The sequence below is a fragment of the Peribacillus sp. ACCC06369 genome (assembly GCF_030348945.1).
Classification (GTDB): domain Bacteria; phylum Bacillota; class Bacilli; order Bacillales; family DSM-1321; genus Peribacillus.
In genome coordinates this window covers 3,904,226-3,929,898 of the sequence record NZ_JAUCEN010000002.1, presented here as the reverse complement: position 1 = coordinate 3,929,898, position 25,673 = coordinate 3,904,226, and the positions used below count along the sequence as shown (strand labels likewise).

Sequence of the window (25,673 nt, the reverse complement as noted above, 5' to 3'; positions counted from 1 at the left end):
AAAGGATAATCGAAATTCGATTATCCTTTTTGATTTGCGGCTTCTTCAATTGCATGCGGCAGGTAAAATCTATACATTTTATAGCCTCCCCAAATGCTGAATAGGCCAACGGAGATGAAAACGGCAGAAATGATATAAGTGGTGGTCGTGTGGAATAGAAAAAGCTGATTGATTCCGAATAGTGCGACAAACGCTCCAAGGGCAATGGAAGACTTCCCTGAAATCCACTTTTTCTCCATCGGCATTTTGGTTCGGACCATTTTAATTTTATAAAACAGATAGACCCCTAGTGATAGAACGATCAAGGTGACAAGAATAGGCATCGTTTAAAATTCCCCCAATTTAACATATGTACCTTTTTATTGTAGCGGGAAATGAAAGAGAATGCCACAGTAAACAAGATGACTCTTCCTATTTCCGCAATTTTTTGATTAAATGAAATATATCATCTTTATTAGGCTCGATAATACATATGTTGAGGAGAGATCAATATGAAAGCTGAAATTTTAGCAGATATAAAGCGTTATGATACTATCATTCTCCATCGTCATGTCCGTCCAGATCCGGATGCTTATGGTTCACAGGGTGGATTGGCGGAAATCCTGAAGGCATCTTTCCCTGAAAAGCGCATTTTTACGGTTGGGAAAGAAGAACCGTCATTGAATTATTTAAGAAGGCTCGATGTGATTTCGGATGAAACATATCAAGGTGCATTGGTCATCGTTTGTGATACGGCAAATACGGACCGGATTTGTGATGCGCGTTATAAGACGGGGGATAAACTGATTAAGATTGACCATCATCCTAATGAAGATCCATATGGGGATATGCGCTGGGTCGATACATCAGCAAGTTCCGCAAGTGAAATGATTTATGACTTTTACCAGTTCGGTAAAGAACAAGGCTTGAAGATGAGTGATGAAGCGGCACGTCTTCTATATGCAGGCATCGTTGGCGATACAGGTCGTTTCCTATTCCCAAGTACGACTGAAAAGACATTTGCCTATGTCAGTGAATTGATTCACTATTCATTCTCCCGCCCGCAGTTATATCAGGAGATGTATGACGTCAATGAAAGCATTGTCCGGTTGAATGGCTATGTGCTGCAGCATTTTGAAATCCTACCATACGGTACGGGGAAAATGATCATCACAAAAGATATTCTTGAAAAATTCAATGCTTCGACATCTGAGGCATCTCAGCTCGTTTCCTCGCTCGGTTCAATTAAAAATGTTAAGTCGTGGGTCTTTTTCATTGAAGAGGATAAAGAAATCCGAGTCCGTTTCCGTTCTAAAGGGCCAATCATCAATACGATTGCCCGTAAATATAACGGCGGTGGCCATCCGCTTGCAGCAGGGGCTTCGATTTTTTCTTGGGATGAAGTGGATAATATCCTTGCCGATTTGGAAGAGTTGAATAAAGTGAATTAGAGTATGGTATACGATTTTTGTTGAAATGACTTGAAGACCAAATCAAAGTGATTTGGTCTTTTATCTTTGCGTAATTTAGGATTGTCAGAAATCGTTTTATCACGAATTTCTCTTTACTTTGATTTCTATGTTCATTTTCGTATAAAACATGATTTCAACGACTTCAAGATCATAACGCTTTTTATTGATGATCAGTTTTTTATTTTCGATGGATTTTATCAATAGCATCTTTCCGTTATATACACTGACGACATCTTTGGCGAGAAGAGAGGAAAGGTCGTCCTCTATCACATCCTCCGCTTCAGCAATACTCAACTGATCGAGACTGTATGTTTTTCCATTCGTTATCGTCACTTCGACTTCTTGAATCGTTAAGATCTCTTCGTTTTGCTGGTTCAATTTTTTATAATCCTGCTCCCAAATTGCGATTTCCCCGTTTAAATCTTTGATCTCTTCTCTTTGTTCGTGAATGGTTCTGATCTGCTTCTCTTGCTGGACCCCATGCATATAAAAGAACATCACCCAGCTGATCAGTCCGCCAAGCGCAGCTCCGGCAAAAAAACGCTGCCAGGTGGGTGCCCGGTGATAGGGAGGAATCCTCATGATGATATATGCTCCTGCGTAAACCAGTTTATGATCAGTGCTCCTGTCTGTGCTCCGCCAAGTGCAGATAGAATCAAAAGGACTTGCTTGACTATATCCTTCGTTTCTCCGTGGAAAATACCGCGTTCGAAATTATAGACCATATCAAAGGTACCCCCGATGGCAGCGACAATCGCCCATATACGCAGGCTGTCCGATAGCCGGAACACAGTCGTCATCGGGGCTTGTCCAGTAAAAAAAGCGGCGAGGCCCCCGATTATCGAACCGCCAAGCAAAACGCCAAGCGATATGAAAAAGCTGTTGAGAAAGGCTGGAACAAAGGCTTCATTCATATATCATCATCCTTTTTTGCTTGATATTCTTCTATTCCATTTATATGGGAAGTGCAGAGGTATTATGATAGTCGGCGGAAATCAGGATGTTAAATTGCATTGGTAATGAGAACATATTTTCTTTTTTTGAAATAAACACTATAATGAAAAGAAACATGCCTTACAAAGGTGGGAGAAAAAACGTGTATACTCATCTCCATATTCAGAGCGGATACAGCTTGCTGACAAGTACGGTTAAAATCACTGAACTTGTTGCCAAAGCGAAAGAGGATGGCTGTAAAAGTCTTGCCTTAACCGATCGAAATGTTATGTACGGTTCGGTCTATTTTTATAAAGAATGCAAGAGACAGGGAATAAAGCCAATCATCGGCATCCTTGCAGATGTCCTTGATGAACAGGAATCGGCACATGGCCTTCTTTTATTGGCAAAAAACCTGCAAGGATATCAAAACCTGCTTAAAATAAGCAGTGCCATAAAAACGAAATCCCCGTCAGGCATTCCAATGAACTGGCTTAAAGCCTATTCCAGTGGCTTGATTGCAATCACACCGGGTGCGGAGGGGCAAATAGAAACACTTTTGAGAGAAGAAAATCCTGAAGAAGCCAAACTGGCAGCAGGGCGTTTCCTGCAGATTTTTGGTCATGATAACTTTTTCGTATCCATACAGAGACTTTCGATTACGGATGAGGAGAAAGGTAACGAAGCCATTAGCCAGTTGGCGAGAGATTTAGAGATAAAGATTGTCGCTACGAATCCGGTCTATTATTTGAACGAAAGCGATGCACTCGCTCAAGAAGTCCTTCTGGCAATAGGAAATGGAGACAAGCTGGCGGATGAGGCGCATACGGTTCTTGAATCCAATCAATTTTATTTGAAAAGCCGGGCTCAGATAGCTGAACTATTCCATGACAGACCTGATGCACTCGAAAATACACTTTATATAGCCGCGCAATGCAATCTGGAAATTCCGTTTCATCGATCACTGCTGCCTAAGTATCCTACTGAAGAGGGAATAACTGCAGAGGAAATGCTCGAAGCCGTCTGTTTCCAAGGGTTGAAGAAAAGAATGCCGGAGCCATCCATTCAATATGAAGAGCGCCTTCGGTATGAATTGGATGTCATTGCCAAGATGAAATTCAGCGATTACTTTTTAATCGTTTGGGATTTCATGAAATTCGCTAAGGACCATCAAATCCTGACTGGTCCTGGAAGGGGATCGGCCGCCGGATCGATGGTCGCTTATGTGCTGTCGATAACGGATGTCGATCCAATCGAACATTCCTTGCTGTTCGAGCGTTTCCTGAATCCTGAACGTGTCTCGATGCCGGATATCGACATTGATTTTCCGGATAACCGCCGTGAAGAAGTGATTGCCTATGTCGCGAAGAAATACGGGGAACTTCATGTAGCACAAATCATTACGTTCGGAACATTAGCTGCCAAAGCTGCCTTAAGGGATACAGGACGTGTTTTCGGCTTGAATTCAAAGGAACAGGAAGCGGTATCGAAAATGATTCCAGGCCGTCTGGGCATCACGCTTCCTGAAGCATACAAGGAATCGAAAAGGCTGAGGGAGTTCGTTAATGAGAGTGACCTTAATCAAAAACTTTTTCAAACGGCGTTATTGCTTGAAGGGCTGCCCCGACATGCTTCGACACATGCGGCAGGCGTCGTCATCAGCGATCAGGCACTCACCGAGCATATCCCGATTCAGGGAGGACATGACGGTATCCATCTGACTCAATACCCAATGGACCTCCTCGAAGAACTGGGACTGCTTAAAATGGATTTTCTTGGACTCCGTAATTTGACGCTCATCGATAATATCTTAAAGAACATCCATAAAGGAACCGGGAAAAAGCTGGACCTGTCCCATATCCCAATGGATGACCCCGAGACGTTAGCCCTTTTAGGTAGAGGTGAAACAACTGGCGTGTTTCAATTTGAGTCAGATGGCATCCGAAAGGTTTTGATCAAGCTGAAACCGAACCGATTCGAGGATATCGTTGCGGTCAATGCCCTATATCGTCCAGGTCCGATGGAAAATATACCGCTGTTCATCGAGCGGAAACATGGACTGGCCCCCATCGATTACCTGCACCAGGATTTGAAGGATATTCTTGAGCCTACATACGGAGTCATCGTTTATCAAGAACAAATCATGCAAATTGCTTCCCGCCTAGCCGGATTTTCACTTGGCGAGGCTGACCTGCTCCGCCGTGCCGTTTCGAAGAAGAAGAAGGATGTGCTGGATCAAGAGCGGCAGCATTTTGTGAGCGGCTCGTTGAAACAAGGGTATTCCGAAAGAACGGCAGATGAGATTTATTCCTTGATCGTCCGCTTCGCTAACTATGGATTCAACCGAAGCCATGCGGTGGCGTATAGTGTCATCGCTTATCAGCTGGGTTACTTGAAAACCCACCATCCGGAATATTTCATGGCAGCACTCATGACGTCGGTCGTCGGGAATGATGAAAAGATTTCCCAATATATCCGTGAGGCAAAAAAGAAAGGGATAACGGTTTTGACACCCTCGATTAACCGGAGCGGATACCCGTTTTTACCGGAAAAGGAAGGGATCCGTTTTAGCCTTGGGGCCATAAAGGGAATAGGCGGTACGGTTTTAAAAGAAATCTTTGCTGCCAGACGGCAAAAGAAGTTCGCTGATTTATTCGATTTCTGTTTACGCGTTTCAGGAAAAATCGTAAATAGAAAAGTGTTGGAGGCGCTTGTGCATTCAGGTGCATTTGATGAATTCGGTGAAGACCGGGCAACATTGTTGGCGAGTTTGGACGTAGCGATCAGCCATACGGAATTGGTTAATCCAGATGATGATCTATTCGATATGTTTTCGGACGGCGAATTTTCACTCAAACCGAAATACAACAAGGTCGAGCCTATTCCCATCGAGCATAAACTCTCATTGGAAAAAAGCGCCTTGGGGCTTTATCTATCGAATCATCCGGTGACCAGCTACAGGGAACTTTTTCAGTACTTCGGATGTTTGACCATAGACGAAGCAACCAATAAAAAGGAATCGAAAGTCTTACTTGGCGCATACATTACGTCGGTTAAAACCATAAGGACTAAAAAGGGCGATGTGATGGCTTTTTTGAGCGTTAGTGATGAAGAGGGAGACATTGAAGCGGTCGTTTTTCCCAATGTTTATAAAAACCACTCTGCCGACTTGAATAATGGACAACTCGTTATGCTGCAAGGGACATTGGAAGAACGGGATGGAAAAACACAACTCCTGATCAAGAACGTATACCCGCTTGAAAAAGTGAAGCAGATGAAAGAGGAAAAAAACGGAACGATATTCCTGAAAATTGAGGCTGGCAAGCAAACGAAGGAAACACTGCAAAAAATAAAAAAAATTTTAATGCAGCATAGCGGTGAAACCAAGGTGATGCTTTTTTACGAGAGGGAAAACCGCTATGTACAGCTATCTTATTGGGATTGGGTCAATCCTACAGATAGTCTGATGCAGGCACTATTTGACATGGTTGGAAAAGGGAATGTGGTTTACAAGAGAGAATAACTGTTTTACAACTTTAATAGTTATGTTATATTGAAAACAGGCCGCTGTGGTCTGACCACTAGATTTCAGCATATATGATTTGGGTTACCCAATTTGTTTTAGGAGTGAAACTATGACATTAAGAGAAGAAGCATTACATATGCATCGCTTGAATCAAGGAAAATTAGAAACAGTTTCGAAAGTACAGGTAAGGAATGCAGTGGATTTAAGCCTGGCTTATTCTCCTGGTGTCGCAGAACCTTGTAAAGAAATTTACGAGAAGCCGGAAACCGTTTATGACTATACAATGAAAGGGAATACTGTTGCAGTTATTTCTGATGGAACGGCTGTGTTGGGACTTGGAAACATCGGTCCTGAAGCTGCTATGCCGGTTATGGAAGGAAAAGCCGTTTTATTTAAAAGCTTCGCTGGAGTGGACGCTTTCCCTATCTGTTTAAAAACGACGGATGTGGACAAAATTGTAGAGACCGTTAAATTACTCGAACCGACTTTCGGTGGAGTGAACTTAGAGGACATTGCCGCACCAAATTGTTTTGAAATTGAAGAACGTCTTAAGAAAGAAATGAATATCCCTGTTTTTCATGATGATCAGCATGGTACAGCCATTGTGACTGTTGCCGGTCTTGTAAATGCATTACGACTTGTGAATAAATCAATGTCAGAAATTAAAGTGGTAGCGAATGGGGCAGGCGCTGCGGGCATTGCCATCATTAAATTGCTTTATAGCTATGGAGTTCGTGACATAATCATGTGTGATACGAAGGGTGCCATTTATGAGGGCCGTTCGACAGGTATGAATGATATAAAAGAACAAGTGGCGAAAGTGACCAATCGAAATAAGATTTCAGGACCTTTGGAAACTGTCATTCAAGACGCTGATGTATTTATAGGTGTTTCTGCTGCAGGTGCATTGACCAAAGAAATGGTTTCTTCGATGAATCGGGATGCAATCATCTTTGCGATGGCTAATCCAGATCCGGAAATCATGCCGGAAGATGCGAAAGCAGCGGGTGCCAAGGTTGTTGGAACAGGTCGTTCGGATTTCCCGAATCAGGTCAATAACGTCCTTGCTTTCCCAGGGATTTTCCGTGGAGCGTTAGATGTACGTGCGACTCATATCAATGAAAAAATGAAGGTTGCTGCAGTACAAGCCATTGCCAGTTTAATACAGGAACATGAGTTGAATGAAGACTACGTTATCCCTGCTCCTTTTGATGAGAGGGTAGCGCCTGCGGTTGCGGCGGCTGTTGCCAAGGCAGCGATGGAAACGGGAGTGGCTAGAATTAATGTGGATCCCGAGGAAATTAAAGAAAAAACAAGGAAATTAGCGATCATTGGAAAAAGTGAGGAATAATTAATTTGGCAGGTCGTACTTCTTCATCAAAAATTTATCTCGATGTCGTTGAGAGCCTACGCAGCATGATTGAAGCGGACAGTCTCTTGCCGGGAGATAAAATCCCATCAGAACGGGAGTTATCGGATCGTTTTAATGTTGGTCGTTCCTCTGTCCGTGAAGCATTGCGTGCCTTAGAGCTATTAGGATTAATAGAAACTAGGCGTGGTGAAGGGACGTTTATCAGGGATTTCCAGGAGCATAAGCTAGTCGAGCTTCTGGGAACCTTTTTTTTGCAAGATAAAAAGGTTCAAGAAGATTTGGCTGAAACGAAAAGGCTGATTGAAATAGACTGTTTGCGGATCGTCGCCTTTTTCGCTAAGGCTGAGGACATCAAACGTTTAATGGTCTGGGTCAATGAGGATGAATTTCATGATGATGATTTCTTCTTAAGAATTGCCATATTGAATCGTAATCGATTGCTGGAAAGAATTTGGCGTATTGTCAACAGCTATGCTAGAACATCAGAGATGGAACAGGGTAATGTGAAAAAAGAAGACTATCTGGCACTTCTTACATATTTGCTCGAACGGGATGAAGAAAAAGCCATCGAAACGTATCTTATTAGAATTAGAAATATGTCGAAGGACGAGTGACACCTTTTTACACGATACTAATTTTATTTCTGATATAGTTTGTACCAAGTATCATAAAATAGATAATTGGTGGTAAAGGGAGGATTAAGCTTGCTTAAAGAGCTATTTGCGAAGTCTAAGAAGAAATATGCAACAGTTCCTTTTGATCGGGAGAAACAAGATGTACCAGAAGGAATCTTGACAAAATGCTCCGGCTGTAAAAAAATCATGTATACAAAAGAATTAGTGAAAAACAAGAAAGTCTGTCTGCATTGTGGGTTCCATCATCCGATGTCTTCCCATGAGCGTATCGAATGTTTATTCGACGCCGGCAGCTTTAATGAATTTGATAAAGAAATGATTTCAGTTAACCCACTTGAATTTCCGGATTACTTGGATAAATTGGAAAAAGATAAAAAGAAAGCCAAGATTAATGAGGCAGTTGTTACAGGAGTAGGAAGCATCAATGGGTACCAAGTTTCAACAGCCATCATGGATTCGAATTTCCGGATGGGAAGCATGGGATCCGTTGTTGGGGAAAAAATCACCCGTGCCATTGAACGTGCAGGTGAATTGAAGATTCCGTTTATCATTTTTACGGCTTCAGGCGGCGCTCGGATGCAGGAGGGTGTTTTAAGCTTGATGCAGATGGCAAAGACAAGTGCAGCACTTAAGATGTTCAGCAATGAAGGCGGACTGATCATATCAATGATGACTCATCCTACCACAGGTGGGGTTTCGGCAAGTTTCGCGTCACTTGGTGATATTAATCTAGCCGAACCTGGAGCCCTTATTGGTTTTGCGGGACGAAGAATCATTGAACAGACGATTCATGAAGAACTTCCTGAAGATTTCCAAACGGCTGAATTCTTGATGAAGCACGGCCAATTGGATGCAGTCGTCAATCGTACGAAAATGAAAGAAACCTTGACGACGATCCTTAAAATCCATGCCCCGGGTGGTGAATGGTCATGATTTACGAATTAGAGTTCGAGCGTCCCGTTACGGACCTGAGAAATAAGATTAAAGAACTTAAGGCAATTTCGAAGGATGCCGACGTAGACCTTACAGTTGAAATCGAAACGTTGGAAAAGCGTTTAGAGAAGCTGGAAGTGGATATTTATAACCATTTAAAACCGTGGGATCGCGTTCAGATTGCCCGGCATCCAGCCCGTCCGACGACGCTTGATTACATTCCGCTATTATTCAATGAATTCATGGAGTTTCATGGTGATCGTTATTATGGGGATGATGAAGCAATCGTGGCTGGAATCGCAGAGTTTGATGGACTTGCCGTGACTGTCATCGGTCATCAACGAGGTAAGGATACGAAGGAAAACATCCGTCGCAACTTTGGCATGCCCCATCCGGAAGGCTATCGAAAAGCTTTGCGTCTGATGAAACAGGCGGAAAAATTCAATCGGCCTATCATTTGTTTCATTGATACAAAGGGAGCTTTCCCGGGTAAAGCTGCTGAAGAGCGCGGGCAAAGTGAAGCCATTGCGAAAAACCTTTTCGAAATGGCAGGGTTGAAGGTGCCGGTCATCAGTATCGTCATCGGTGAAGGCGGAAGCGGCGGTGCATTGGCACTTGGCGTTGGAGACCGAATTTTCATGCTTGAGAATTCAACATATTCGGTCATTTCCCCTGAAGGGGCTGCAGCCTTGCTGTGGAAGGATGCTTCTCAGGCCAAGAGGGCTGCGGAAACAATGAAAATCACGGCTCCCGACTTAAATCGCTTAGGAGTCATCGATGAGATCATTCCAGAAGTGAGAGGCGGCGCCCACCGTGATGCAAATGTACAGGCAGAAGCCATCAAGGAAATCCTTAAACGTTCATTCAATGAACTTCTGCCATTGAATAGTGATGATCTCATCAACCAGCGTTACATGAAATTCAAGAAAATCGGTGAATATGAATTTGCAAAACAACCTGAGGGCGAACCTAAGGAAGAAGTGGAACAGCATTCATAAACACATTTTGCAAAAGGAAAAACGTGCTGCCTGGGGCAACACGTTTTTTCATCCTTTCATTGAAGCAAAAGTATTCATTACAGAACGAGTGAAGAATATGGCTTGTGTGAAGAATGTAAACTTTTACGCCATTTTACTTCAATTTCTGAAGAGAATCGGTTAGGCTTATAACATCAAGTGAGTATAAGTGAAACAGTTATTGCTTATTGAAGCTTGAAAAAGGGTACAATGATATAATGAAGCTTATAATTGATTAGTGCTGTAGAGAGGTGACATTTATGAAAAGAATTGGTGTATTGACAAGTGGAGGAGATTCTCCAGGCATGAATGCGGCAGTCCGAGCTGTTGTTCGGAAAGCGATTTTTCATGAAATGGAGGTCTTCGGAATTTATCATGGTTATCAGGGTTTGATAAATGGCAATATAAGGAAGCTTGAACTTGGGTCGGTCGGCGATATCATTCATCGAGGCGGCACAATGTTACATACGGCTCGCTGTCCGGAATTCAAGACGGAGGAAGGCCAGCTGAAAGCGATTGAACAATTGAATAAACTGGGTATCGAGGGCATTGTCATAATAGGTGGCGATGGTTCTTACCGCGGAGCGAAAGCTTTAACGGAAAGGGGCTTCCCTTGTATCGGCGTTCCTGGAACGATTGATAATGACATACCGGGTACGGACTTTACGATTGGTTTCGATACGGCACTGAATACGGTCATCGATGCTATCGATAAAATTCGGGATACGGCAACTTCCCATGAAAGGACTTATGTGGTTGAAGTGATGGGAAGAAATGCCGGCGATATCGCGCTTTGGGCTGGATTGGCTGGCGGAGCTGAAACGATTCTTTGTCCCGAATATGAATACGATATAGAAGAACTGATTGGGAAGCTGAATCGCGGACATGACCGTGGGAAAAAGCATAGTATCATCATTGTAGCTGAAGGTGTTGGAAGTGCCGTTGATATTTCCAGGAAAATTGAGGCGAAGGCAGGATTTGAAACCCGTGTAACGGTCCTGGGCCATGTTCAGCGCGGAGGATCTCCTTCTGCAAATGACCGGGTATTGGCAAGCCGACTTGGAGCAAAAGCTGTTGAATTGCTACTTGAAGGCAAAGGAGGCAGGGCTGTTGGGATAGAACAAAATCGACTGGTTGATTATGATATCATCGAAGCTCTTGCCAAACCTCATACAATCGACAAGAAAATGTATGATTTATCCTCAGAGCTATCCATTTAATCAGTATTGATCAATGATAGGAACTGCTCTGGATGAAATTGAGTATTTGAAAGATGTGACTAAAACACTACGCCCCTGTCTTCAAAAGTTGGACAGGCGGCGAGTTTTCCTTAGAGGAGGATGACACTATGCGTAAAACCAAGATTGTTTGTACGATTGGCCCTGCAAGTGAAAGTATAGAAAAACTGGTTCAATTAATAGAAGCGGGGATGAATGTGGCCCGGCTTAACTTTTCTCATGGAAATCATGAAGAACATGCCGCTAGAATCCGCAATATCAGAGAAGCAAGTGAAAAAGCGGGTAAACAGGTCGCTATCCTGTTGGATACAAAAGGACCTGAAATACGGACGAATAATATGGAAAATGATTCCATTGAGCTGATGGCAGGCAATGAAGTCATTATTTCCATGAATGAAGTCCTGGGAACCCCTGAAAAATTCTCCATTACCTATGAAGGGCTTCTGCATGATGTCCACCCGGGATCTAAAATCCTTTTGGATGATGGATTGATCGGTCTTGAAGTGTTGAAGATCGATGAGGTAAGAAAAGAAATCCGTACCAAAATATTGAATAGCGGTACACTTAAGAACAAAAAAGGCGTGAATGTTCCAGGTGTTTCGGTTAACCTGCCAGGCATAACTGAGAAAGATGAACAAGATATCCTTTTTGGAATCGAACAGGGGATCGACTTCATTGCTGCCTCATTTGTACGTAGGGCTTCCGATGTGCTTGAAGTGCGTGAATTATTGCAGCAAAATGGAGCGGAACATATTCAAATCATCCCTAAAATCGAAAATCAAGAGGGCGTAGACCGGCTTGATGAAATCTTGGAAGTTTCAGATGGATTGATGGTAGCCCGTGGCGACTTGGGAGTGGAAATTCCTGCTGAAGAAGTGCCATTAGTCCAAAAACAAATGATCAAAAAATGTAATAATGCCGGGAAACCTGTCATAACGGCTACACAAATGCTCGATTCGATGCAGCGTAACCCAAGGCCAACCCGTGCAGAAGCAAGTGACGTCGCCAATGCCATATTTGATGGAACGGATGCCATCATGCTTTCTGGTGAAACAGCTGCTGGAACCTATCCTGTCGAAGCTGTGCAAACGATGCATAATATTGCTTCACGTGCTGAAACCGCGCTTGATTATCGGGATATATTATCAGTCAGAAGCAAAGTGAACCGTCATAATGTCACGGATGCAATTGGTCAATCCGTTGCCCACACCGCGCTTAATCTTAATGCCGGAGCAATCATCACCCCTACAGAAAGTGGCCATACGGCACGGATGATTTCTAAATACCGCCCTAAAGCACCGATCATTGCCGTTACATCCAATGATCATGTTTCAAGACGGCTTGCATTGGCTTGGGGAGTCTATCCGCAGATTGGTCCTAAAGCGACGACTACCGATGATATGCTTCAAACCGCAATAGATGAAAGCTTGCATTCCGGCTTAGTGTCCCATGGGGATTTGGTTGTCATAACTGCCGGTGTGCCTGTGGGTGAAACAGGGACGACTAACCTGATGAAAATTCATGTGTTAGGAGAAGTTCTTTTGAAGGCTCAAGGAATCGGCAGGAAATCTGCGAAAGGTGAAGTGGTTGTAGCCAAGAATGCCAAGGAAGCTTTGGAAAAAGTGACGGCAGGCTCTGTATTGGTTACAATCGGTTCGGACCGCGATATGATGCCAGCGATTGAAAAGTGTGCGGCATTGATTACGGAAGAAGGCGGTTTGACAAGCCATGCCGCTGTCGTAGGAGTCACATTGGGCATTCCGGTCATCGTTGGGGCGGAGGACGCAACAAAAATTTTCACGGATGGGCAAAGAATAACAGTCGATGCAGGTCGTGGAGTCATTTATGATGGACATGCCAACGTTTTGTAAAACGAAATTTTGGCTGATTCCGTGCCAATGAGGTAAGATGGATGTACCGCACCAGAAATGGGCTGTGCAGGAGGAATGTAGATGAAATATTTTTTATTGTTTATCATTGCGATGCCGGTCGTTGAAATCATTGTCCTATTGCTGTCAGGTAATATGATTGGTTTTTGGCCAACGCTGTTCCTGATTGTAGCCACAGGTTTAATCGGAGCTTATTTGGCTAAACGGCAAGGGATGGAAACATGGAAAAAGGCACAGGAACAGATTCGTTATGGAATGATGCCTGGAAATGAAATCATTGATGGAATCTGTATCTTTATCGGAGCTGCATTGTTGCTGTCCCCTGGGCTTATCTCGGATATCATGGGATTGATCCTTGTGTTTCCGCCAACCCGGAATCTCCTCAAACCGATAGTTATCCGGTTTATCATGAACAGGATGAATAAAGGGAAAGTTACCATCATTCGGCATAAATAATACAAGGCTGTCTAAGGGCTCAAGCTTTTAGGCAGCCTTTTTGGTCTGGATAAAAAAAGAATTTATCAAAAGCATCCAAGGGTAATCATTGGATGTTTTTTTTGCATTTAATTGAAATGGGACAAGACGTTGGGCAATTTAATGTATTTGAATTTTAACTGTTTCACCATGAAAAGATGATTTTTTAGAGGCTGAAACAGTATATAATAACAGAATTTTTTAATTTTTTATCCCGTGAAAACATTGATAAATTAGGCTTTTCCATTAAATAATTCTTTTTTTGAGATTTTTTAGAAAAAACTGGTGACAAATTTATACAACGTGTTATATAATACAAACAGGAAATAAAACAACTGTATTATAACATAGGATAATTGGAAAGGGTGTGGAGAGGCAACATGATTACGGGAGCAAAAGGCTTACAAATTACAGGCAACATTAAGCCTGGATATGAACAAATACTTACAACGGAAGCTCTTCAATTCATCGAAAGGATTGAACGGCATTTCGGTGAAAGAAGGAGAGAACTTCTGGAACGGCGCAAAATCGTTCAGGAAGAGTTGAATCAAGGTAAGCTGCCTGATTTCCTTGAAGAAACGAAGCATATTCGTGAAAGTGATTGGACGATTGCGCCCCTCCCGAATGACTTGCAGGACCGCAGGGTTGAAATCACTGGACCAGTTGACCGTAAGATGATCATTAATGCCATGAACTCGGGTGCCAATGTATTCATGGCTGACTTTGAAGATGCCAACTCACCAACTTGGGAGAACTGCATTGAAGGTCAACTGAATTTGCGCGATGCCATCCGCGGTACCATTTCATTTAAAAATCCAAATGGTAAAGTGTATGAATTAAATGATAAGACGGCTGTTTTAAAGGTAAGGCCACGCGGCTGGCATTTAGAGGAAAAACATATCATGTTAGATGGACAGCCTATATCAGCCAGCATTTTTGACTTTGGACTGTACTTTTATCACAACGCAAAAGCATTGGTCGAACAACAAAGCGGTCCATACTTCTACTTACCAAAAATGGAAAGCCATCTGGAAGCAAGATTATGGAATGAAATATTCGTGTATGCACAAAACGATTTGAGAATTCCGCAAGGAACCATCAAGGCAACGGTCTTAATAGAAACGATTCTAGCCGCATTCGAAATGGACGAAATTCTGTACGAGCTGAAAGAACATTCGGCAGGCCTGAACTGTGGCCGCTGGGATTATATCTTCAGTTTCCTGAAAAAATTCCGTCACTCGGATGATGTGATCTTCCCTGACCGGTTACAGGTCACGATGACCGTCCCGAACATGAGAGCTTATTCCTTATTGGCAATCAAAACATGCCACACCCGTAATGCTCCGGCAATCGGCGGGATGGCAGCGCAAATTCCAGTTAAAAATGACCCGATTAAGAACGATGAGGCTTTTGCGAAAGTCCGGGCAGATAAAGAACGCGAAGCAAGAGACGGTCATGATGGAACATGGGTTGCCCACCCAGGTATGGTAAGAACGGCAAAAGAAGTTTTTGACCTGCTTGTTCCAAAACCGAATCAAATTTTCCGCAAACGAGAAGATGTCCATGTAACAGCCCAAGAGTTGCTGGCTGTACCCGAAGGAACGATTACAGAGGCAGGATTAAGGACTAACATTAACGTAGGCATCCAATATATTGCCTCCTGGTTAAGTGGCAGAGGGGCAGCACCCATTAATAACTTAATGGAAGATGCAGCAACCGCTGAAATTTCAAGAGCTCAAGTCTGGCAATGGATCCGTCATCCTAAAGGCATTCTCGAAGATGGCAGGAAAATAACCGAAGAATTATTCCATCAAATCAAGGAAGAAGAATTAGCTGTCATTAAATCGGAAGTGGGGGAAGAAAATTTCAAATCAGGAAAGTTTGAAGAGTCTACTAAACTATTCGAAGAATTGATAGAAGCGGATGACTTTGCAGACTTCTTAACCAATCCGGCATACGAACAATTATCATAATATTAAAAATATTAAATATAAATTAGGAGGAAAATATAATGATGAATGAAAGAGCGCAACAATTAAAACAAAGCTGGGAAAATGACTCACGGTGGACTGGGATTAAACGTTCATATACGGCGGAAGAAGTTATTAAATTAAGAGGCTCCATCGATATTGAACAGACCTTGGCACGCCGTGGTTCTGAAAAACTATGGAATCTATTAAATACAGAGGATTTCATCAACGCATTGGGAGCATTGACTGGTAACCAAGCAATGCAGCAGGTGAAAGCTGGTTTAAAAGCAATTTACCTAAGCGGCTGGCAAGTGGCTGCCGATGCTAACATTGCAGGGCAAATGTACCCCGACCAAAGTTTATATCCAGCCAATTCCGTGCCGCAAGTGGTTAAACGCATTAATCAGACACTTCAGCGCGCAGATCAAATCAGCTTTGCTGAAGGAAAAAGTGATATCGATTGGTTCGCACCAATCGTAGCGGATGCTGAAGCCGGCTTTGGCGGTTCCCTTAATGTCTTTGAATTAATGAAAGGCATGATCGAAGCTGGAGCGGCAGGCGTTCACTTTGAAGATCAGCTTTCTTCCGAGAAAAAATGTGGCCACCTAGGCGGTAAAGTTCTTCTGCCAACCCAAACGGCAGTACGTAATTTAGTTTCCGCCCGATTGGCAGCAGACGTAATGGGTACACCGACTATCTTAATTGCCCGGACGGATGCTGATGCTGCAGATTTGATCACCGATGATATCGATCCGGTTGATGCACCATTCATCACTGGCGAAAGGACTCCAGAAGGATTTTACCGTACCAAAGCAGGTCTTGACCAAGCGATTGCAAGAGGCCTTGCTTATGCACCGTATGCCGATCTTATCTGGTGTGAGACTTCTGAACCTAATCTAGCGGATGCCCGCCGCTTTGCCGAAGCGATCCATGCAGAGTTCCCGGGTAAACTCCTTGCTTATAATTGTTCGCCATCATTTAATTGGAAAGCAAAATTAAGTGATGAAGAAATTGCCAGCTATCAAATTGAATTAGGTAAATTGGGTTATAAATTCCAATTTGTTACCCTTGCAGGATTCCACTCGTTGAATCATAGCATGTTCAATCTTGCCCTTGGTTATAAAGACCGCGGCATGGCTGCATACTCAGAACTTCAACAAGCGGAATTCGCCAGTGAATCCGATGGCTACACTGCAACACGTCATCAGCGTGAAGTGGGAACTGGTTATTTTGATGAAGTGGCACAGGTCGTTTCTGGTGGTACATCATCCACTACAGCACTTGCAGGTTCTACTGAAACAGAACAATTCCAGACGTCAAAATAATCTTAGCTTGAAACCAAAAATCCGCCTCGTACCCGGGGCGGATTTTTATATGGAGATGGGAGAATGCTATAAGGTACAAAGATAGCGGGATTACTTATGTGGTTTTCTTTGTATCCGGTCCGATGATGAAAGCCCATATGGCCTTGAAGACATTGGCACGCTGAAGTGTATTGAATATAACAAGAACGACAGGTCCTGCGATCAGACCTAGGAAACCAATCAATTTGAAGCCGATGAACAAGGCGATGAGAGTGGCAAGCGGATCCAAACCAATACTGGAAGAAAGAACTTTTGGCTCTATTAACTGACGCTGGACAACAACGATTATGTAAAGGACGGACAAACCGATTGCGAGACTTGTATTTCCAGCGATGAATTCAAAGATGATCCAAGGAATGAATATAGTCCCTGTCCCTAAATAGGGGATGATATCGACCAATCCGCATATCAGGGCAATGGTAATTGAATAATTCACCCCTAAAATGAGAAATCCGATTAGAATCGTAACGGTCGTCAATGAAACAAGAGTGAATTGTGCACGGATAAAACCAAACAAAGCACGTTTTAAATCCCTGAATAAACGCTTGGCACCTGCAAAAATCTTATCAGGCAACACTTTTCCGGTCATGCGCCCAAAGGTATCCCAATCTTTACTGATGAAGAAAGTGCCCAGTAGGGTAAAGAGGAGTGCCGTTGCTGTAGTGGGAAACCATCCGATGATTGTCGGAATGTTCTTCAAGAACGCTTGAATGAAGCCACTTACTCCGGTAGTGATGGATTCACCGATATTTTGGATATTCTTGAGGACTGTATCTTGCTGTTCGATATCCAAATTATTGAACATGGCAGCTATTTGATTATATAAAGGGATGACGGTGGACGCGATGTATGTTTCTATATAGTCCACGATAGTCTCTATGTGCTGTGGTATGACTCCGGCAAGGTAATTGGTCCCTGATATGATCTCGGTAACCAGTAAGGTGATAAGACCCGCAAATAAAAGGAAAATGAGTAAAAGGGAAACGAATACAGCCAATCCCCTTGGCAGCCTTCCTTTCCTTTCGAAAAAAGTGACCAAAGGGTTCATCAAGAAAGCGATTATCATGGCAATAATGAATGGATATGTATATTTAGATAAATAAAACAAGGCAATTCCACCTAAGATTATCCCTCCGACGACCAGTAAAGAACGAATGAAACGATACATATATACTGGATTCAAGACATATCCTCCTTCAATCATAAAGTTTGTATTATAATTGTAACGAGTATGGAAAAGAAAGGAAAGATTCTTTCGTCTTTCGCTTAAATTTTTTCCGATGATGCATTGCTCCAGAATTCGATCTTTTCTCAGGAAAGAGGGGAGTTTGTTATGTTAAAATAACAAAAATGACGAAAGAAGGTGAAGGGAGAATGATAAACGGTCCTGTTATATTTTTAATTTTACTTGCAGCAATCGGTTGGTTTGGCAAAAATACGTCACTGATCATGGCTGCGGGTTTTCTTTTAAGCATGAAACTGATCGGCCTCGATACTAAAGTGTTTCCGTATCTGGAAGCGAAGGGAATAAACTTGGGCGTTACGATCATTACGATCTCCGTACTCATACCCATAGCGAATGGGACGATAGGATTCAAGGAACTCGGTGACGCCATTAAATCTCCTTATGCCTGGATTGCGCTTGCATCTGGTATAGCGGTTGCACTCATAGCGAAAAATGGGATTACCCTCCTATCGCATGATCCGCACATTACCACGGCTCTTGTTTTTGGGACGATTCTTGCGGTCGCATTATTCAAAGGTGTGGCTGTCGGTCCGTTAATCGGGGCGGGAATTGCTTATTTATGCATGCAGATCTTCAATTTTTTTAAATGAAGCGTTGGCAAATGATTGAAGGGGCCGTCAATCTTGAGAATGAAATTTTCTATCTAATGTTTCATTTATTCTGCTTTGCGGCAATTTTTCAAAAACCCATAAAAAAAAGCAAGAGAATATGTAGCTAATTTTTCTAATAAAATAATAATTTTTTCACATTTTAGGTGCTTTTCATTCCCAAAAAAGTGTTTATTGTTTATAATAATCATGTAACTGCTCTGGTTTATTAAAAAGGGATTCAGAATATCATTGATATTTTGAGGAATCTTAAAAAAAGATGTAGTTATTGAGCAAGCGCTCACTAGGAATAGCTACAAGCATTATTTTTAGATTTTCTTGTTAAAGATTATCGTACATTTTACTATTGTTGGGGTCATATTCTGTGAACGCTTCCAATACAAGATGTATGTCTTCTGCTAAAAAATAGATGGTTGTATACAATAGCTAATTCCTTGGAAGCGCTATATTTATACGCAATGAGCAAGGGCATAGGGGAATACTTAGGAAAAGGAGAGATTTAGTATGACAGCAACAAAAGGTCTTGAAGGTGTGGTAGCAACAACTTCATCAGTAAGCTCCATTATCGATGATACATTAACGTATGTAGGATATGACATCGATGATTTGGCTGCAAACGCAACATTCGAGGAAGTAATCTATCTTTTATGGCACGGAGCTCTTCCGAATAAAAGCCAACTAGAAGAATTAACTAAACAACTTGCTGAAAATGCTGAAATTCCAGCTGAAGTGGTTAATCACTTCAAAACATACCCAATTGATAAAGTACATCCAATGGGAGCTCTTCGCACAGCAGTATCTCTTCTTGGTCTTTATGATGAAGAAGCAGATGTAATGAGTGAAGACGCTAACTATCGTAAAGCAATCCGCATCCAAGCAAAAATCCCTACATTGGTAACCACTTTCGCTCGCACCCGTCAAGGTAAAGAAGCGGTTGCGCCACGTACAGATTTAAGCTTTGCTGCTAACTTCTTATATATGTTAAGCGGTAATGAACCAACGGCAATCGAAGAAGAAGCATTCAACAAAGCATTGGTTCTTCATGCTGACCATGAATTGAACGCTTCCACATTCACTGCACGCGTTTGTGTGGCTACTTTAGCTGATATCTATTCTGGCGTAACTTCTGCCATCGGCGCTTTAAAAGGCCCACTTCACGGCGGAGCTAACGAACAAGTCATGAAAATGCTTACAGATATTGGTTCAGTGGATAACGTTGAGCCATATATCAACGAAAAATTAGCCAATAAAGAAAAAATCATGGGATTTGGCCACCGTGTATACCGTAAAGGTGATCCACGTGCTAAACACCTTAAAGAAATGTCTCAAAAACTGACTGAACTTACTGGACAACCGCAATATTATGATATGTCCATCAAAATTAATGAAATCGTAACTGGTCAAAAAAATCTTCCGCCGAACGTGGATTTCTATTCTGCTTCTGTATACCATAGTTTAGGTATCGAGCATGACCTATTTACACCAATCTTTGCTGTAAGCCGTGCTTCAGGCTGGATCGCTCATATCCTTGAGCAATATTCAAACAACCGCCTTATCCGTCCGCGTGCAGAGTACGTTGGACCAGGTATGCAAAAATACGTACCGATCGAAAAACGCTAATTAAAAGTTTTTCGAGAAAATATTTTTTATTTCAACGAATTTGTAGTAAATTAATAGATGTGAGTAAAAAGGGTTAGTGGTTCTGCCTCATTTAATGGCAGGCCATCTAACCTTTGAATTTGAATCGGAGGTAAGAGACATGACACAAAGCCAAAAAATCACAGTTACTAATGGTGCTCTTAACGTACCAAACAACCCAATCGTTCCTTATATTGAGGGAGACGGAATCGGTCCTGATATCTGGGCAGCAGCTTCTCGCGTTTTAGACGCAGCAGTTGAAAAAGCTTACAATGGCGAAAAGAAAATCGAATGGAAAGAAGTTTTAGCTGGACAAAAAGCATTTGACCAAACAGGCGAATGGCTTCCGCAAGAAACTCTTGATGTCATTAACGAATATCTAATCGCTATTAAAGGACCCCTTACAACTCCAATCGGTGGCGGTATCCGCTCATTGAACGTTGCATTGCGTCAAGTATTGGACTTATTCGTATGTCTACGTCCAGTACGTTACTTCGATGGTGTACCTTCACCAGTTAAACGTCCAGAAGACACTGACATGGTCATCTTCCGTGAAAACACTGAAGACATCTATGCTGGTATCGAATATGCAAAAGGTTCTGACGAAGCTAAGAAATTAATCGACTTCCTACAAACAGAATTCGGAGTTACAAACATTCGTTTCCCTGAAACTTCAGGTATCGGAATTAAACCGATTTCTGAAGAAGGAACAAAACGTCTTGTTCGCTCTGCACTTAACTATGCGATCAAAGAAGGCCGTAAATCATTAACGCTTGTTCATAAAGGTAACATCATGAAATTCACGGAAGGCGCATTCAAAACTTGGGGTTATGAAGTTGCAGAACAAGAATTCGCTGATAAAGTGTTTACATGGAACCAATATGACAAAATTAAAGATGCTGAAGGCACTGAAGCTGCTAACAAAGCACAATCTGATGCTGAAGCTGAAGGCAAAATCATCGTTAAGGATTCCATTGCTGATATCTTCTTACAACAAATCCTGACTCGTCCTAAAGAGTTTGATGTTGTTGCAACAATGAACTTGAACGGAGATTACATTTCTGATGCATTAGCTGCACAAGTTGGCGGAATCGGTATCGCTCCAGGAGCAAACATCAACTACGAAACTGGACATGCCATTTTCGAAGCAACTCACGGAACGGCTCCTAAATATGCTGGTCTTGATAAAGTTAACCCATCTTCAGTACTTCTTTCAGGCGTTCTTTTACTTGAGCACCTTGGCTGGAACGAAGCTGCAGATAGCATCACGAAATCAGTGGAACAAACAATCGCTTCAAAAGTTGTTACATACGACTTTGCCCGCCTAATGGAAGGTGCAACAGAAGTTAAATGTTCTGAGTTCGCTGACGAGCTTATCAAAAACCTTAAATAATAATTGCTTATATGCTTTCTGGAAAATTGCCTTAACGGGCTTCTTTCCAGGAGGCTTATATTATATGTGCATGAAAATGTTTAAAGTATTCCAAAAGTATTTACATATTTTAAGGAGGAAATTAACATGTCTAAACGAAAAAAAATCACAGTGGTTGGTGCCGGCTTCACTGGTGCTACAGCAGCATTCCTAGCAGCTCAAAAAGAACTTGGTGATATCGTTTTAGTTGATATTCCACAAACTGAAAACCCTACAAAAGGCAAAGCTCTTGATATGGCGGAAGCAGGCCCGGTTCTAGGTTTTGATGCTAAAATCATCGGTACATCCGACTATACGGATACAGCTGACTCCGACGTAGTGATCATCACTGCCGGTATTGCTCGCAAACCTGGCATGAGCCGTGACGACTTAGTGCAAACTAACCAAAAAGTTATGAAATCAGTAACTAAAGAAGTGGTTAAATATTCCCCGAACACGACAATCATCGTATTGACCAACCCAGTTGATGCAATGACTTATACTGTTTATAAAGAATCAGGTTTCCCTAAAGAACGCGTAATAGGACAATCAGGTGTTCTTGATACAGCTCGATTCCGTACTTTCGTAGCTCAAGAATTAAACTTATCCGTCAAAGATGTAACTGGCTTCGTACTTGGCGGACACGGTGACGATATGGTTCCTCTTGTACGTTACTCTTATGCTGGCGGAATTCCTTTGGAAACATTGATCCCTCAAGATCGTTTAGAAGCAATCGTGGCTCGTACTCGTACTGGCGGCGGAGAGATCGTAAACCTTCTTGGGAACGGAAGCGCATATTATGCACCAGCTGCGTCTCTAGTGGAAATGGCTGAAGCGATCCTTAAAGACCAACGTCGCGTTCTTCCATCCATCGCTTATCTTGAAGGCGAATACGGATTCGAAGGAATCTACCTTGGAGTGCCAACTGTACTGGGTGCGAACGGTATTGAACAAATCATCGAACTTGAATTGACTGAAGACGAAAAAGCGGCACTTTCAAAATCAGTTGAATCTGTTAAAGCAGTAATGCAAGTTCTTCAATAAGGGATAGTGAAAACAATCTCTTGATCAGACTGCCCGGATACTGGAAGGGAAGGCCAAGGCCCCCTTTCCATTCTCCGGGCAGTTTTTTTATCGGCTTCAAAAGACGGCGCGAACCACTCTAGCGGGGTGCTGAATGTAGGAATAACTTTCTATGTGTTTTTTTTATGTGTAAATTTCATATAATATTCTTTATAATGGAAGTGGATGAGTAGACTGAATTTGGTCTATGGGGTAATACATAATTCAGGAGGATCTAATGTCAAAGAAAATTCTCGTAGTGGATGATGAACAATCAATAGTTACCTTACTTCAGTACAATTTAGAACAAGCGGGCTATTCGGTGATTACGGCCTTGGATGGGGAACAAGGGCTCCAGGCTGCTGTGGATATACGCCCCGATTTAGTGGTATTGGATTTGATGCTGCCTAAAATGGATGGGCTTGAAGTATGCAAGGAGCTTCGCCAGCAAAAAATCAATATACCGATCTTGATGCTGACGGCAAAGGACGATGAATTTGACAAAGTGCTGGGACTTGAACTTGGAGCGGATGATTACTTGACCAAACCATTCAGTCCGCGGGAGGTAGTGGCCCGGATTAAAGCCATATTAAGAAGATCCCAGTTTCAATCGAACGGCAGTGACTCAAGTCAGGATCAGGAAGATGGTCTCTTGAAATTAGGGGAATTGAAGGTATTCCCGGAACGATACGAAGCATTCTTTGATGAACAGCAATTAGAATTGACTCCAAAGGAATTTGAATTACTTTTATACTTGGCGAAGAATAAAGGCAGAGTGCTGACGAGGGACCAACTGCTCAGTGCGGTATGGAATTATGATTTCGCGGGAGATTCACGAATCGTCGATGTGCATATTAGCCATCTACGTGAAAAAATAGAGAAGGATACAAAAAAACCTCTATATATTAAAACGATAAGGGGCTTGGGGTATAAGCTTGAGGAGCCTAAAAAAGAATGACGACCTACCGTAAAAAGCTCTTATATACCCTTATCACGCTAGTGATGGTCGTCCTGATGGCCGTGGGCTTTTTATTAGGACATTTGTTCAAAAGTTATTATATTAAAACGTTCAATGAGCGTATACAGAACGAAACATTTTTCATTTCTACATATATTCAAGAGCATGGGGGGATCGTGTCTTTTTTGGAAAAAGGCAAGACGGCAAAACTGACACCCCTTTTAGATTCGAACTTAACCATACTCTCCACGAATGGGGAAATATTATACGATTCGACATCATCCAATGAAATACTTAAAAGTCATGCCAATGTCCTTCGAAAAATAACTTTGGAAAAAGGGCTTAAGCATAGGGAAGGGTATGAAGTGGTTGAAGGGGAATCGGACCTCCATTATTATTGGAAGACGGTTGAAAAGGATGGCGAGATTGAAGGTTTTGTCGTTCATAGCAATGAAATAGAGGCCATCAATCAAGTGAATAAACAAATGTGGCAAATATTGATCATTTGTTTAGGAGTCGCCCTGATCATCATTCTCATGCTTGCGAGTAAAATCACTTCATATTATACCCGTCCGATCGAGGAAGCGACGATGGCGGCCATTGAACTGGCAAAAGGGAATTATGGAACTCGGACATTCGGGCGACATTCAGATGAAACGGGAATGCTGACAACTTCCTTGAACATATTGGCGAGGAATCTTCAGGAAACAGAGATAGCGAGGGAAATGAATCAGGATCGTTTGGAAACACTTGTTGAAAATATCGGTAGTGGAGTCTTGCTGATAGACAGTAAAGGGTATACCACCTTAATCAACCGTGAATTCAAGAAAAGCTTCCATGTAAACGCCGCTACGTTTTTGTTTCAGGAATATTACTCGGTCATTAAAGATCAGGAAGTGATTGCCATCATCGAAGAGATCTTTCGAACGGAAAAAACGATAAAACGCCAGGTGAAGATACCACTTGCCATCGAACGTAAGCATTTTGAGATTTACGGGGCTCCAATCATCGGGAATCATGATGAATGGAAGGGGATCCTCCTCATTTTCCATGATATCACCGAATTAAAAAGGCTCGAACAGATGCGGAAGGATTTCGTGGCAAATGTGTCCCATGAATTGAGAACCCCGATTACATCAATTAAAGGCTTTTCAGAAACTTTGTTGGATGGGGCTTTAAAAGATGAAAAGACCTTAAAGCACTTTTTATCGATTATCCTGAAAGAAAGTGATCGGCTGCAAGAACTCATTCAGGAGCTTCTGAATTTATCTAAAATGGAGCAACAGGAATTCGTTTTGAATGCAGGCGTCGTGGATATTACGAAAGTGCTTGGCGAAATCCAGGAAATGCTTATTGGGAAGCTTAGGGAAAAAGAAGTCTCGCTTGAAATTAAAGCATCACGGGAACCGGTATTCATTGAAGGGGAATCTGACAGGATCAAACAGGTTTTCATTAATTTGATAACCAACGCATTGACCTATACACCTAATGGCGGGAGTGTCACCGTGAACATCTTGGAGAAAGAACAGACGGTTGATATTGCGGTTCAAGATAGCGGAATCGGCATCGAAGAAAAAGAACTGCCGAGGATCTTTGAACGGTTTTACCGGATCGATAAGGCAAGGAGCCGCGATTCAGGAGGAACTGGCATTGGACTTGCGATCGTCAAGCATATAATAGAAGTCCATAAAGGTAAAATCAACGTGGAGAGCACACCTGGAACGGGGACGACTTTTACAGTCACTTTAAATAAAAGCTTAAAAGGAAAAATGTAGCGGGTTTCTCAATTTACATTTCCTTTACAATTTCTTAAAACCCGCTTCATAATGCAGGGGTACAATGGTTGTACAACCCCTCATCCAAGGAGTTAAACATTGACAGAGACACATAGTCTCTGTCTTTTATTTTTGGCTATATTCCCCGGGAACCATTCCTCTATCCTATTTTCT

Annotated in this window: 21 protein-coding genes; 17 read left to right on the top strand and 4 right to left on the bottom strand. The window is 42.3% G+C overall.

Annotated elements, in window-relative coordinates:
* Positions 1-20: 20 nt before the first annotated feature.
* Positions 21-323 carry a YtpI family protein gene (locus QUF78_RS19930; protein ID WP_289315371.1) on the bottom strand — a complete coding sequence of 101 codons (303 nt, stop codon included), beginning with the start codon at positions 321-323 and terminating at the stop codon, positions 21-23.
* A gap of 168 nt (positions 324-491) precedes the next feature.
* Between QUF78_RS19930 and QUF78_RS19925 the strand changes: the two genes are divergently transcribed.
* Positions 492-1,430, top strand: a complete 939-nt coding sequence (locus tag QUF78_RS19925; RefSeq protein WP_289326006.1) for a DHH family phosphoesterase — start codon at positions 492-494, stop codon at positions 1,428-1,430.
* A gap of 99 nt (positions 1,431-1,529) precedes the next feature.
* Here the strand turns inward: QUF78_RS19925 and ytrI are convergent, their stop codons facing one another.
* Complete coding sequence (gene ytrI, locus QUF78_RS19920; RefSeq protein ID WP_289315373.1) at positions 1,530-2,033, bottom strand: sporulation membrane protein YtrI; 504 nt, start codon at positions 2,031-2,033, stop codon at positions 1,530-1,532.
* On the bottom strand, positions 2,030-2,365 hold the full coding sequence (gene ytrH / locus QUF78_RS19915) for a sporulation membrane protein YtrH (RefSeq protein ID WP_076364742.1): 336 nt from the start codon (positions 2,363-2,365) through the stop codon (positions 2,030-2,032). The genes ytrI and ytrH overlap by 4 nt, the downstream gene beginning before the upstream one ends.
* Before the next feature lie 182 nt (positions 2,366-2,547).
* Here ytrH and dnaE point away from each other — a divergent pair, with 182 nt between their 5' ends.
* The 10 genes from dnaE (at position 2,548) to aceA (ending at position 16,762) form a co-directional block, all read left to right on the top strand.
* Positions 2,548-5,907: a DNA polymerase III subunit alpha gene (gene dnaE, locus QUF78_RS19910; protein WP_353957918.1), complete on the top strand. Its 3,360-nt coding sequence runs from the start codon at positions 2,548-2,550 to the stop codon at positions 5,905-5,907.
* A gap of 112 nt (positions 5,908-6,019) precedes the next feature.
* Positions 6,020-7,261: an NADP-dependent malic enzyme gene (ystJ, locus tag QUF78_RS19905; protein WP_289326004.1), complete on the top strand. Its 1,242-nt coding sequence runs from the start codon at positions 6,020-6,022 to the stop codon at positions 7,259-7,261.
* Between the two features lie 5 nt (positions 7,262-7,266).
* Positions 7,267-7,896 (top strand): FadR/GntR family transcriptional regulator, encoded by a 630-nt coding sequence (locus QUF78_RS19900; RefSeq protein WP_289326003.1) that lies wholly within the window; start codon positions 7,267-7,269, stop codon positions 7,894-7,896.
* Between the two features lie 90 nt (positions 7,897-7,986).
* Complete coding sequence (gene accD, locus QUF78_RS19895; protein ID WP_289326002.1) at positions 7,987-8,850, top strand: acetyl-CoA carboxylase, carboxyltransferase subunit beta; 864 nt, start codon at positions 7,987-7,989, stop codon at positions 8,848-8,850.
* On the top strand, positions 8,847-9,848 hold the full coding sequence (gene accA / locus QUF78_RS19890) for an acetyl-CoA carboxylase carboxyl transferase subunit alpha (RefSeq protein WP_289315378.1): 1,002 nt from the start codon (positions 8,847-8,849) through the stop codon (positions 9,846-9,848). Before accD ends, accA begins: the two co-directional genes overlap by 4 nt.
* A 278-nt stretch (positions 9,849-10,126) precedes the next feature.
* Complete coding sequence (gene pfkA, locus QUF78_RS19885; RefSeq protein WP_289326001.1) at positions 10,127-11,086, top strand: 6-phosphofructokinase; 960 nt, start codon at positions 10,127-10,129, stop codon at positions 11,084-11,086.
* Between the two features lie 128 nt (positions 11,087-11,214).
* Entirely contained in the window at positions 11,215-12,975 is a 1,761-nt protein-coding gene (pyk, locus tag QUF78_RS19880) for a pyruvate kinase (RefSeq protein WP_289326000.1), read from the top strand.
* 81 nt (positions 12,976-13,056) lie between these two features.
* Positions 13,057-13,449: an FxsA family protein gene (locus QUF78_RS19875; RefSeq protein ID WP_214748513.1), complete on the top strand. Its 393-nt coding sequence runs from the start codon at positions 13,057-13,059 to the stop codon at positions 13,447-13,449.
* Positions 13,450-13,847: 398 nt separating this feature from the next.
* Complete coding sequence (gene aceB, locus QUF78_RS19870; protein WP_289325999.1) at positions 13,848-15,440, top strand: malate synthase A; 1,593 nt, start codon at positions 13,848-13,850, stop codon at positions 15,438-15,440.
* Between the two features lie 38 nt (positions 15,441-15,478).
* Positions 15,479-16,762, top strand: a complete 1,284-nt coding sequence (gene aceA, locus QUF78_RS19865; protein ID WP_289325998.1) for an isocitrate lyase — start codon at positions 15,479-15,481, stop codon at positions 16,760-16,762.
* Between the two features lie 94 nt (positions 16,763-16,856).
* Here the strand turns inward: aceA and ytvI are convergent, their stop codons facing one another.
* Positions 16,857-17,984, bottom strand: a complete 1,128-nt coding sequence (ytvI, locus tag QUF78_RS19860) for a sporulation integral membrane protein YtvI (protein WP_289325997.1) — start codon at positions 17,982-17,984, stop codon at positions 16,857-16,859.
* A gap of 191 nt (positions 17,985-18,175) precedes the next feature.
* On the opposite strand from ytvI, the gene QUF78_RS19855 reads away from it, so the two are divergent.
* The 6 genes from QUF78_RS19855 (at position 18,176) to pnpS (ending at position 25,499) form a co-directional block, all read left to right on the top strand.
* Positions 18,176-18,637, top strand: coding sequence for a DUF441 domain-containing protein (locus tag QUF78_RS19855; protein WP_289327363.1), 462 nt, complete (start codon positions 18,176-18,178; stop codon positions 18,635-18,637).
* Between the two features lie 522 nt (positions 18,638-19,159).
* Positions 19,160-20,275 (top strand): citrate synthase, encoded by a 1,116-nt coding sequence (citZ, locus tag QUF78_RS19850; RefSeq protein ID WP_289325996.1) that lies wholly within the window; start codon positions 19,160-19,162, stop codon positions 20,273-20,275.
* A gap of 94 nt (positions 20,276-20,369) precedes the next feature.
* A complete protein-coding gene (icd, locus tag QUF78_RS19845) occupies positions 20,370-21,686 on the top strand; it encodes an NADP-dependent isocitrate dehydrogenase (protein ID WP_289325995.1) in 1,317 nt (438 codons plus the stop codon).
* A gap of 126 nt (positions 21,687-21,812) precedes the next feature.
* Entirely contained in the window at positions 21,813-22,748 is a 936-nt protein-coding gene (gene mdh, locus QUF78_RS19840) for a malate dehydrogenase (protein WP_289325994.1), read from the top strand.
* A 256-nt stretch (positions 22,749-23,004) separates the two neighbouring features.
* Positions 23,005-23,724, top strand: a complete 720-nt coding sequence (locus QUF78_RS19835) for a response regulator transcription factor (RefSeq protein WP_289315388.1) — start codon at positions 23,005-23,007, stop codon at positions 23,722-23,724.
* A complete protein-coding gene (gene pnpS / locus QUF78_RS19830; protein WP_289325993.1) occupies positions 23,721-25,499 on the top strand; it encodes a two-component system histidine kinase PnpS in 1,779 nt (592 codons plus the stop codon). The genes QUF78_RS19835 and pnpS overlap by 4 nt, the downstream gene beginning before the upstream one ends.
* The last annotated feature ends 174 nt before the right edge of the window (positions 25,500-25,673 follow it).

Bases quoted from the DNA above. Each gene is read 5' to 3' on its own strand.
- accA (WP_289315378.1), top strand. From the start codon at position 8,847: ATGATTTACGAATTAGAGTTCGAGCGTCCCGTTACGGACCTGAGAAAT.
- citZ (WP_289325996.1), top strand. From the start codon at position 19,160: ATGACAGCAACAAAAGGTCTTGAAGGTGTGGTAGCAACAACTTCATCA.
- ystJ (WP_289326004.1), top strand. From the start codon at position 6,020: ATGACATTAAGAGAAGAAGCATTACATATGCATCGCTTGAATCAAGGA.
- aceA (WP_289325998.1), top strand. From the start codon at position 15,479: ATGATGAATGAAAGAGCGCAACAATTAAAACAAAGCTGGGAAAATGAC.
- QUF78_RS19835 (WP_289315388.1), top strand. From the start codon at position 23,005: ATGTCAAAGAAAATTCTCGTAGTGGATGATGAACAATCAATAGTTACC.
- aceB (WP_289325999.1), top strand. From the start codon at position 13,848: ATGATTACGGGAGCAAAAGGCTTACAAATTACAGGCAACATTAAGCCT.
- pfkA (WP_289326001.1), top strand. From the start codon at position 10,127: ATGAAAAGAATTGGTGTATTGACAAGTGGAGGAGATTCTCCAGGCATG.
- QUF78_RS19855 (WP_289327363.1), top strand. From the start codon at position 18,176: ATGATAAACGGTCCTGTTATATTTTTAATTTTACTTGCAGCAATCGGT.
- ytrI (WP_289315373.1), bottom strand. From the start codon at position 2,033: ATGAGGATTCCTCCCTATCACCGGGCACCCACCTGGCAGCGTTTTTTT.
- pyk (WP_289326000.1), top strand. From the start codon at position 11,215: ATGCGTAAAACCAAGATTGTTTGTACGATTGGCCCTGCAAGTGAAAGT.
- icd (WP_289325995.1), top strand. From the start codon at position 20,370: ATGGCAGGCCATCTAACCTTTGAATTTGAATCGGAGGTAAGAGACATG.
- mdh (WP_289325994.1), top strand. From the start codon at position 21,813: ATGTCTAAACGAAAAAAAATCACAGTGGTTGGTGCCGGCTTCACTGGT.
- QUF78_RS19925 (WP_289326006.1), top strand. From the start codon at position 492: ATGAAAGCTGAAATTTTAGCAGATATAAAGCGTTATGATACTATCATT.
- QUF78_RS19930 (WP_289315371.1), bottom strand. From the start codon at position 323: ATGCCTATTCTTGTCACCTTGATCGTTCTATCACTAGGGGTCTATCTG.
- ytrH (WP_076364742.1), bottom strand. From the start codon at position 2,365: ATGAATGAAGCCTTTGTTCCAGCCTTTCTCAACAGCTTTTTCATATCG.
- pnpS (WP_289325993.1), top strand. From the start codon at position 23,721: ATGACGACCTACCGTAAAAAGCTCTTATATACCCTTATCACGCTAGTG.
- QUF78_RS19875 (WP_214748513.1), top strand. From the start codon at position 13,057: ATGAAATATTTTTTATTGTTTATCATTGCGATGCCGGTCGTTGAAATC.